We start from the raw sequence: 8,610 nt of genomic DNA on the forward strand, positions 1-8,610 counted from the left end.
TATAACGAAGATGCTGCGCTCCGGTGACGGATGTCGTCTTGGGTGGGATTGCGATCGCAAGCCGTAGCCCACCAACCTCAGAGATGCACTTGTGCTGTCTCTGTCATCTTCCTTTCCGCATTGCCCTTGCGCGCCTCCTCTCGCAGCATGGGCGATCGTGCGGCCGCCTCCCTTCGGGTTGAGGTGGCCGCTTTTGTTTTCTGGTGACTCATGGCCAACAAGAGCGAATGGCACCACCTATACCAGCGTGCAGTGTGGAAGCGCCTGAGGGCGCATCAGTTGGCTATCCAGCCGTTATGCGAGTTCTGCCTGATCACCGAGGATGTGACGGAAGCTGACACGGTAGACCACAAGAAGCCCCACAAGGGCGACCTGACACTGTTCCTCGACCCAAGAAACCTGCAGTCCCTCTGCGCGCCATGCCATAACGGGCACAAGCAGCGCATCGAACGCGGCACCAAGGCTGTTGTGATCGGGGTTGATGGGTATCCGATTGAGATTGGGTGATATCAATGGCATATCGACATTCGCTAACAAAATAGGCAAAGAAAAGTCGAAATACCATTGAAGAAGCACTATTATTTCGCATTTTCTTGTTGACGGATCAGCATTATGATAAAATGGAGGGTTGCCTTGCCGGGAGGGGGTGGGTCGATCTTCGGGGCCGTCGGGATGGGTACCGGCGTCGGGGTTCAGCGTTAGTGCTAATACAGATTTTTCTATGAGGTGATCGCCATGGCGAAGCGGAAGGCGCGTATCGATAGCGCTGCCGAAGCTGTCCGCGTGATGGCTAAGGCGGCTGAGGAAATACAGCCGCCGGCCAATGTGCCGCTAGATCAAGAAGATATCCCATTTTTCCGAAATGTCATAGCGGAATATGCGCGGTCGGAATGGTCATCTCATCAACTCGAGCTTGCCGCGATGCTGGCTCGGACGATGGCGGACCTAACGCGCGAGCAGAAATTGCTGCGCGACGAGGGTGGTGTGGCCTTCTCGGAAAAAGGTACGCCGGTAGCAAACCCGCGCAAGTCAATCGTGCAGATGCACGCCAGTTCAATTCTGTCCTTTCGCCGGTCGTTGTCACTTCACGCGCGTGCGCAAGCGGGCGAGGCGAGGGACGTCGCCAAGCGGCGGGATGCGGCCAAGGAAATCGAAAGCGACAATCCGCTGGATGACGATTTGCTGGCGCGACCCGGTTAGGGGAATGCATGGCAAAGAAGCCGATGACTCGCGGCGAGCGTGTTATCGCGTTCGTGGAGCGATACTGCCTAGTTCCGGAAGGAACCTTGCTTGGCAAGCCAGTGCGACTTCTGCCGTTCCAGAAGAAGTTCATTCTCGCGGTATACGACAATCCGGCTGGCACATCGCGTGCCTATCTGTCTATTGCTCGCAAGAACGGCAAGACAGGCCTGATCGCCTGCCTGCTGTTAGCTCACATTGTCGGACCAGAGGCCTATCCAAACGGACGCATCGTCTCTGGCGCGCGCAGCCGAAAACAGGCTGCCGAAGTCTTCAACTACGCAGCGAAGATGGTGATGATGTCGACGGAGCTTTCAAAGCTCGCGCGCATCGTGCCGTCGGCGAAGATGATCGTTGGCCTGGCGCGGAACGTTGAATACCAGGCAAGTTCCGCCGAAGCCAAGAGCGCGCACGGCGGCTCGCCAATTCTGGCTATCCTCGACGAGGTCGGCCAGATCAAGGGCCCGACGGACGATTTCGTTGAGGCAATCGAGACATCGCAGGGCGCCTACGAAGGGCGGGCGATGCTGTTTGCGATCTCGACGCAGGCGGCGACCGACAATGACCTCTTTTCTCGCTGGATTGACGACGCGGAGACGTCGAAGGATCCGCGAATTGTCAGCCACGTCTATACGGCGCCGGTCGATTGCGATCTGGCCGACCGTGATGGATGGGCCGCGGCCAATCCTGCTCTTGGTGTATTCCGCTCGATCAAGGACGTTGAGGACTTTTCGCTTCTTGCACAGCGCATGCCGACGAAAGAAGCCAGTTTCCGCTGGCTGTTCCTGAATCAGCGCATCGATGCGTCGGCGCCTTTCGTGTCTCCGGCAGTGTGGAGAGCGTGCGACGGGCCGGTCGAAAAGAGCTTTGATGGTCTTCCTGTGTTTGGCGGGCTCGACCTTTCTGAGGTGTCAGACCTTACGTCCCTCGTGCTTATGGCGCCGCGGGAAGCAGAGACGGGAACCATCTGGCATATCAAGCCGACGTTCTGGCTGCCTGGCGACAACCTTCGTGAGAAAGCCAAGGCCGATCGCGTGCCCTATGACGTCTGGCATATCCCGAATGAGGATGGCGTTCGGTTCCTAGAGGCACCTGACGGCCCTACCGTCGACTATGAGTTCGTCGCGCATCACCTTCGCGAGTTGTTCGATACGCTGGATATCAGGAAAATCGCCTTCGACCGATGGAACTGGCGGCATTTCAAGCCGTGGCTGCAGAAAGTTGGCTTCACCGAGGAGCAGCTTGACGGCGACGAAGCGGTGTTCGAGCCGATGGGGCAGGGTTTTCAATCCATGTCGCCGGCTCTTCGTGACCTCGAAAGCCTGATCCTCAACCGGAAGATTGTTCATGGTGCTCACCCTGTACTGACCATGTGCATGATGAACGCCACGGTGAAGCAGGATCCGAGCGGCAACCGTAAGCTTGATAAGCAGAAGTCGCGCGGGCGCATTGACGGCGCTGTAGCGCTGACGATGGCGACGGCAATGGCGGGGACCTATGAAGGGGCGCCAAGCACGGTAAGCCCATGGGATGACCCGGAATTCTCACTTAATAAGGCGGCATAATGGCTATAAAAGACTGGTTTGGCCGCCGAAACGCGGGAAAACCCGCTGAAACGCGGGCTAGCATTGAAAATCCTACGGTCCCGGTGAGCGCGGAAAACTTTTTCGCGTTTTTCGGGGTCAACTCTGCTAATTTGCCGGCCGTGACCGTCGATAGCGCCTTGACCGTTCCGGCGGTGTGGGCGGCGGTTGCCTTTTTGTCCCGTACGTTGGCTTCGCTGCCGCGACACGCTTTTCGCGACGGCAAGGAAGGCGCAAAGCGCATTACCGGTAAGATTGAAACGGTAGTTAATGTCGCCCCGAATGACGGCATTGGTTCGTTCGCGTTTTGGCAATGGTTCTGGCAGCAGGTATTTACCGGCGGCCGTGGGTTGGCGTACATCGAGCGCACGTCGCAAGGCATCGACTCGCTGTGGCCGATGGATCCGAACAAGACGACGATCAAGCGCGTCGGCCTGAAGGTCACTTACGAGTATGACGGACAGTCATACGACGCAGCGGACGTCATCGACGTTCCATTCATGCGTCGCAGTTGCGGCATCCGGCACTATGGCCCGATAAGCCAGGCGTCGAAGGCGATTCAGCTAGCCATCGCTATGAACGACTACGGCAGCAACTTCTTTGCGGGGGGTGGCGTGCCGCCTCTCTCACTTGAAGGCCCACTGCCTGCCAACCAAGAAGCCATCAAGAGAGCGCAGGCGGATATTATGCGCTCAGTCGACGCTGCGAAAAATGCCAGCGAGCCCGTGTTCCCGATCCCGGCCGGATACAAGCTCCAGCCCGTCGGCATTGACCCTGCCAAAGGGCAGATGGTCGAGGCTCGCCGGTTTCAGGTTGAGGAAATCGCGCGCGCGTATCAGTTACCGCCGGTATTTCTTCAGGACTTGAGCCGCGCGACATTCAGCAACGCCGAACAGCAGGATCTGCATCTCGTAAAGCATCTGATTGGCCAATGGGCCAAGGCTCTCGAAGATGAAATCAATCTGAAGTTCTTTGGTCGGTCTGGCAGCGCGCGGTACATCGAGCACAACCTCGATGGCTTGCTGCGGGGCGACTTCAAGAGTCGAATGGATGGCTATGGCATCGCAATCCAGAACGGGATTCGCACGCCAGATGAAGTTCGCGCGCTGGAGAATCTGCCAGCGAAGGGCGGCGAGGCTGAGAGGTTGCACATTCAGGGTGCGACGGTGCCCCTGGGGCAGCAGAACGCGTCGCAGGGCGCCCAGCAGCCAGCCAACGACAATCAAAATAACGAGGCGCAGGCCGCATGAGCGAATTTGAGAAGCGTATTGCGCAGAAGGTTGAGCTGCGCGCAGACGAGAGTGGCACGAAGACACTCATTGGCTATGCCGCCGTCTTCAATTCCGCAACGGACATCGGGGGATATTTCACCGAGCAGATCGCGCCAGGAGCATTTGCTGACACCATCCGGGGCGACGTCAGGTGCCTGTTCAACCATCAGAGCGGAAACGTGCTGGGGCGAACGAAAAGCGGCACGCTGCGACTTTCCGAAGACGGTCATGGACTGCGTTTTGAAGTCGACCTTCCTGACACGGTGTTGGGCAGGGACGTCGGAACGCTTGTCAGTCGCGGCGACATCAGTGGGTGCTCGTTCGATTTTCGCGCCCTAAAGCAGTCATGGGATGACACAGTTGACCCGCCCAAGCGGACGCTTGAGAAGGTCGATATCAGCGAAATCTCGATCGTCACCTTCCCAGCATACGCCGACACTACCGTCGGCGTTCGATCGCTCGAGGCCGTGAGAGCCGAAGCTGAGGAAGCAAGGGCCGAGGAAAAGCGCAGGGCGGAAAATGCCGCCGCCGCCGCCCGTCGGGTTGCCGGCCGTCGAGCAGCCACAGAACAAAAAATTCGTGGCATCCGGCAGGACGCCTCGTAGCCCAGCCGCAAGGCTGAAGTCACCCGGCATTTAGTCGGAGGGCCGGACGAGACTGTCCTGCCAATCACCAAACCCCAACACATTTTGGAGGCCTATATGGCAACTCTTACCGAGCTTCAGGAGAAGCGCGGCCGCCTCGTCACGCAGGCGCGCGAAGCACTGAACGAAATCCAGTCGAACACCGATGAAGCACGCTCCGCCGAGCTTGAATCGCGCCACGACAACATTATGGCAGAATTCGACCAGGTCGAGCGCAACATCGAACGCGAAGAGCGCCAGGCCGCCCTCGAAGCTCGCTTCGAAGAGCGCGCCCGCAAGGATCGCGAGAACAGGCGCCCCGGCTCCAAGACCGAAGACCGTGCGTCTGCGTCTGACGTAGGCGACGCGCTGAGCTACCGCTCTGTCTTCTTCAAGTTCATCGCCTCGGGCGCCGATCTCGCCGCGCTTGAGCCGGAGGAGCGCGCGGTTCTTAAGGCCGGCGTACAGGCCGCCGACGAATACCGCGCTCAGTCGTCCGCCACCGGCGCTGCTGGCGGGTACACGGTTCCGACCGAACTCGCCAACGAAATCATCAAGTCGATGAAGGCTTGGGGTCCGATGTACGACCCCGGCGTCTCCACCGAAATCAACACGTCTTCTGGCGCTGTGATCCAGCTTCCGACGATCGACGACACTTCTGGCACGGGCTTTGCCCATACTCAGGGTGCCGATCTTGTTGATGACGGCTCAGTTGACGCGGTCTTCGGCCAGAAGCAGCTCGAGGCCTACGTCTTCGACACGAAGTTCATCAAGTTCTCGTTCGAACTGGCGCAGGACTCCATTTTCAATATGGAGGCGCTGCTCGGTTCGCTGCTCGGCGAACGCCTCGGCCGCGTTGCCAACGCGCAGCTGACCACGGGCACTGGTTCTTCGGCCCCGAACGGTGTGGCTACGGCTTCTACGCTAGGCAAGACGGGCGCCTCGGCGACGGCGATCGCCTCCGATGAACTCATCGACCTCGTGCACTCTGTGGACCCGGCGTATCGCACTGCTCCTAAGGTCGGCTTCCAGTTCAACGACACTACGCTCGCGGCCATCCGCAAGCTGAAGGACGGCCAGGGCAATTATCTCTGGCAGATGGGCGACGTCACGAAGGGCCAGCCCGGAACACTTCTTAGCTACCGCTACACCATCAACCAGGCCGTTGCGTCTATCGCAACCGGCAACAAGTCTGTTCTGTTCGGCGACTTCGGCAAGTATTTCGTCCGAAAGGTTGGCTCTCCGGTTATCGGCGTCATGCGCGAGCGCTTCTGGCCGAACCTCGGCATCGCCGGGTACATCCGATTCGACGGTGAGCTCGCCGATACCGCGGCAATCAAGCACCTGAAGCAGGCCTAATAGGCTGAGCGAGCCTGTTTTGACGCAGGCTTGCTCCTTTCTTGGAGGCGATATGCTTTTGAAGATGATTGCCGGCTTGTCCGGCCCACTGTTTAACCTGAAGCCCGGTGACGAGTACGAGTTCGGTGATGATGAGGCTGCTCGCCTGATTGACGCAGGGTTCGCGACTGAGGCAACCGGTTCTGGCGCTTCGCCAACGGCTGCAAAGAGGAAGGCGAAGGCTGATGTGGTATCCACCGAAGGTCACGATCCCGCCAGCTGAGCCGGTCTCGGTCGCAGAGGCAAAACTCCAATGCAACGTTCTGCATGACGATGATGACGCGTTGCTTGGGGCGATTATCGCTGCCGCACGGGACCATGTCGAGGGTTACTGTGGGACGCCTTTGGCGACGCAAACGGTGGAGGTGAAATGCGACGACTTCTGCGATATGGCGCGTCTTCCAATTGCGCCAGCGCAGTCCGTGACGACGATAATTTACACCGACACGTCCGGCGACGAGCAAACGTTGTCTGCGTCAGTGTATGAGGAACGATTTGACGGCCTAGAGGCCGCGGTCGTCCCTGCGTACGGGCAGAGATGGCCAGTAAAACGGGCAGGTTCGCGTATCACGTTGACTGCAGTCGTTGGCTACGAAACTACGCCACCAGCCGTCAAGCATGCGATGCTGCTCTGGATCGCCGAAGCCTATCTCAATCGCGAGAATGCGGAAACGCCCGGATGGACGGCGTTCGACGCTCTATTGACCAATTACCGGCGTTAGGCCGCAGGAGACCCCATGGCAGACCTGACAATCACCGCGGCGAGCGTCGTCGCAGGCACGAATTCCACGCGCGACCACGGCACGGCAGGCGAGACGATTACGGCCGGCAAGGCTGTGTTTCTCGATGCAACCACGAACAAGTGGATGCTCTCTGACAATAACGGCACGGGCACGCGGGCGGTCAATGGTATCGCTCTGAACGGCGCCAGCCTTAACCAGCCGCTGGCAATCCACAAGAGCGGCGACATCACTATCGGTGCGACGATTACGGCGGGCACAGCATACTACCTGTCGGCTACGGCGGGTGGAATTTGCCCGGTTGGCGACCTGGCGAGCGGCATGGACCCGATTCTGATCGGCATCGCCAAGTCCGCAAGCGTGCTGGCCGTTGACATCCAGGATCCGGGTGTGACGCTCTAAGATGTGGGTCCGGTTCACCGAGGATCACGACTGGGTGCAGCCGGGGTTCACCATCGCCTACAAGGCGGGCATGCATCTGAACGTCACGCGCGCATGTGCTGACCAAGCCGTGACAGCTGGGAAGGCAGTTAGGGCGAAGAGGCCGGTTGATGGCAAAGAAGCCGAATAGCGGCGCCCTGCGCGTCAAGCTGCACTTTCAGGTGCGGCCTCTTGTCGACGACGGCATGGGCAACGAGCAGGCCGGGGATTTTGCCACGGTCTTCACCGACTTTGCCGAATTGATCCCGCTCAAGGGCGGCGAGCCCGTGCAGGCTGCCCGTCTGACGGGCGTACAGCCGTATATCGTGCGAGTGCGCAGTCATACGGCCAGCCGTGAGGTAGCGCCGTCTTGGCGAGCTCTAGACGCTCGCAATCCGAAGCGGGTTCTGAACATCCGGTCGTCGGCTGACCCGGACCAGACGAACGCCTGGCTTGAAATGATGGCCGACGACGGCGTCGCAACATAGTAGCAGGCGGGGTAGGGTATGGCGCTGAAGGCCACGATTACTGGCAAGGATGAGTTATTCCGTCGCTTGACAGAGGTTGCTCCGAACGTTGCGAAGTACGCCACCGAAGCCAAGCGGAAAGCCGGCGACGAGCTGGCCGAGGCTATCCGTCAGCGAGCACCCACCGGCGCGACGCTGGAATACATGGAAAGCATCGAGGCCGACGAGATCGCGAACCGTCCGCATCAGGAGCGCGTGAGCAAGGCTGCGGCCAAGGATCCGACTGCTGTTGGGCTCTTTGCCGAATACATCTGGCGTTTCCTCGAGTTCGGGACTGCGCCGCACAATACCGCTCCGGGTGGCGGCACGGTTTTAGGGCAGGCCACGCACCGTGAGGGCGGAGGCATGCAGCATCCAGGCACACGAGCGCAGCCACATATTTTTCCGACCTATCGCGCAATGAAGCCAAAGATCATGAAGCGCATCCGCGCCGCGGTGAACAAGGGTGTTCGGGAGGCCATGAGCAAATGAGTCCCGAACTAGAGTTGCAGGATGTCATCGTAAAACGCCTCAAGGCGGACGTGGCGCTCATGAACCTCGTGAATGGCGTCTATGACGAGCCACCTACCACACGGTGGGCCGAGCCAAAACTTGGCTACGTCACAATCGGCGAGGCGCAATTCATCCGAGACGATGCCACCTGCATCCATGCCGGCGACGTCTATCTGACCTTGCACGCATGGTCTCGGAAGGTCGGCTTTCCAGCCGTGAAGGAGATCGCGTTCGCGGTCTCCGAAAACTTGCATATGGCGCCGCTGGTCCTAGCATCTTGGCGCCTCGTTTCCATCATGCACCGACAGACGCGCGTT

Annotated in this window: 12 protein-coding genes; all 12 read left to right on the forward strand. The window is 59.5% G+C overall.

Annotated features, from left to right (window positions below):
- The first annotated feature begins 210 nt into the window (after window positions 1-210).
- Complete coding sequence (locus ACOZKU_RS17590) at window positions 211-507, forward strand: HNH endonuclease signature motif containing protein (RefSeq protein ID WP_421579957.1); 297 nt, start codon at window positions 211-213, stop codon at window positions 505-507.
- A 228-nt stretch (window positions 508-735) separates the two neighbouring features.
- Window positions 736-1,200 (forward strand): terminase small subunit, encoded by a 465-nt coding sequence (locus ACOZKU_RS17595; RefSeq protein WP_421579958.1) that lies wholly within the window; start codon window positions 736-738, stop codon window positions 1,198-1,200.
- Between the two features lie 8 nt (window positions 1,201-1,208).
- Window positions 1,209-2,804: a terminase large subunit gene (locus ACOZKU_RS17600; RefSeq protein ID WP_421579959.1), complete on the forward strand. Its 1,596-nt coding sequence runs from the start codon at window positions 1,209-1,211 to the stop codon at window positions 2,802-2,804.
- On the forward strand, window positions 2,804-4,072 hold the full coding sequence (locus ACOZKU_RS17605; RefSeq protein ID WP_421579960.1) for a phage portal protein: 1,269 nt from the start codon (window positions 2,804-2,806) through the stop codon (window positions 4,070-4,072). The genes ACOZKU_RS17600 and ACOZKU_RS17605 overlap by 1 nt, the downstream gene beginning before the upstream one ends.
- Window positions 4,069-4,698: an HK97 family phage prohead protease gene (locus tag ACOZKU_RS17610; RefSeq protein WP_421579961.1), complete on the forward strand. Its 630-nt coding sequence runs from the start codon at window positions 4,069-4,071 to the stop codon at window positions 4,696-4,698. The genes ACOZKU_RS17605 and ACOZKU_RS17610 overlap by 4 nt, the downstream gene beginning before the upstream one ends.
- A gap of 84 nt (window positions 4,699-4,782) precedes the next feature.
- On the forward strand, window positions 4,783-6,075 hold the full coding sequence (locus tag ACOZKU_RS17615) for a phage major capsid protein (RefSeq protein ID WP_421579962.1): 1,293 nt from the start codon (window positions 4,783-4,785) through the stop codon (window positions 6,073-6,075).
- A gap of 52 nt (window positions 6,076-6,127) precedes the next feature.
- The gene (locus ACOZKU_RS17620) at window positions 6,128-6,337 is read left to right on the forward strand and encodes a hypothetical protein (protein ID WP_421579963.1); all 210 of its coding nucleotides are present in this window, start codon (window positions 6,128-6,130) and stop codon (window positions 6,335-6,337) included.
- On the forward strand, window positions 6,300-6,836 hold the full coding sequence (locus ACOZKU_RS17625) for a head-tail connector protein (RefSeq protein WP_421579964.1): 537 nt from the start codon (window positions 6,300-6,302) through the stop codon (window positions 6,834-6,836). The genes ACOZKU_RS17620 and ACOZKU_RS17625 overlap by 38 nt, the downstream gene beginning before the upstream one ends.
- A gap of 15 nt (window positions 6,837-6,851) precedes the next feature.
- Window positions 6,852-7,256 (forward strand): hypothetical protein, encoded by a 405-nt coding sequence (locus ACOZKU_RS17630; RefSeq protein ID WP_421579965.1) that lies wholly within the window; start codon window positions 6,852-6,854, stop codon window positions 7,254-7,256.
- A 149-nt stretch (window positions 7,257-7,405) separates the two neighbouring features.
- Window positions 7,406-7,762, forward strand: a complete 357-nt coding sequence (locus ACOZKU_RS17635) for a head-tail adaptor protein (RefSeq protein WP_421579966.1) — start codon at window positions 7,406-7,408, stop codon at window positions 7,760-7,762.
- An 18-nt stretch (window positions 7,763-7,780) separates the two neighbouring features.
- Complete coding sequence (locus tag ACOZKU_RS17640; RefSeq protein ID WP_421579967.1) at window positions 7,781-8,272, forward strand: HK97-gp10 family putative phage morphogenesis protein; 492 nt, start codon at window positions 7,781-7,783, stop codon at window positions 8,270-8,272.
- 14 nt (window positions 8,273-8,286) lie between these two features.
- On the forward strand, window positions 8,287-8,610 hold a 324-nt coding region (locus ACOZKU_RS17645), incomplete at its 3' end, for a DUF3168 domain-containing protein (RefSeq protein WP_421579968.1).

Origin of the sequence: Shinella sp. M31 (genome assembly GCF_049199205.1) — a bacterium.
In the GTDB taxonomy this organism is placed as follows: domain Bacteria; phylum Pseudomonadota; class Alphaproteobacteria; order Rhizobiales; family Rhizobiaceae; genus Shinella.

Excerpts from the sequence above, each read along its gene's own strand:
- ACOZKU_RS17590 (WP_421579957.1), top strand. The coding sequence starts at position 211 with ATGGCCAACAAGAGCGAATGGCACCACCTATACCAGCGTGCAGTGTGG.
- ACOZKU_RS17595 (WP_421579958.1), top strand. The coding sequence starts at position 736 with ATGGCGAAGCGGAAGGCGCGTATCGATAGCGCTGCCGAAGCTGTCCGC.
- ACOZKU_RS17600 (WP_421579959.1), top strand. The coding sequence starts at position 1,209 with ATGGCAAAGAAGCCGATGACTCGCGGCGAGCGTGTTATCGCGTTCGTG.
- ACOZKU_RS17605 (WP_421579960.1), top strand. The coding sequence starts at position 2,804 with ATGGCTATAAAAGACTGGTTTGGCCGCCGAAACGCGGGAAAACCCGCT.
- ACOZKU_RS17610 (WP_421579961.1), top strand. The coding sequence starts at position 4,069 with ATGAGCGAATTTGAGAAGCGTATTGCGCAGAAGGTTGAGCTGCGCGCA.
- ACOZKU_RS17620 (WP_421579963.1), top strand. The coding sequence starts at position 6,128 with ATGCTTTTGAAGATGATTGCCGGCTTGTCCGGCCCACTGTTTAACCTG.
- ACOZKU_RS17625 (WP_421579964.1), top strand. The coding sequence starts at position 6,300 with ATGTGGTATCCACCGAAGGTCACGATCCCGCCAGCTGAGCCGGTCTCG.
- ACOZKU_RS17630 (WP_421579965.1), top strand. The coding sequence starts at position 6,852 with ATGGCAGACCTGACAATCACCGCGGCGAGCGTCGTCGCAGGCACGAAT.
- ACOZKU_RS17635 (WP_421579966.1), top strand. The coding sequence starts at position 7,406 with ATGGCAAAGAAGCCGAATAGCGGCGCCCTGCGCGTCAAGCTGCACTTT.
- ACOZKU_RS17640 (WP_421579967.1), top strand. The coding sequence starts at position 7,781 with ATGGCGCTGAAGGCCACGATTACTGGCAAGGATGAGTTATTCCGTCGC.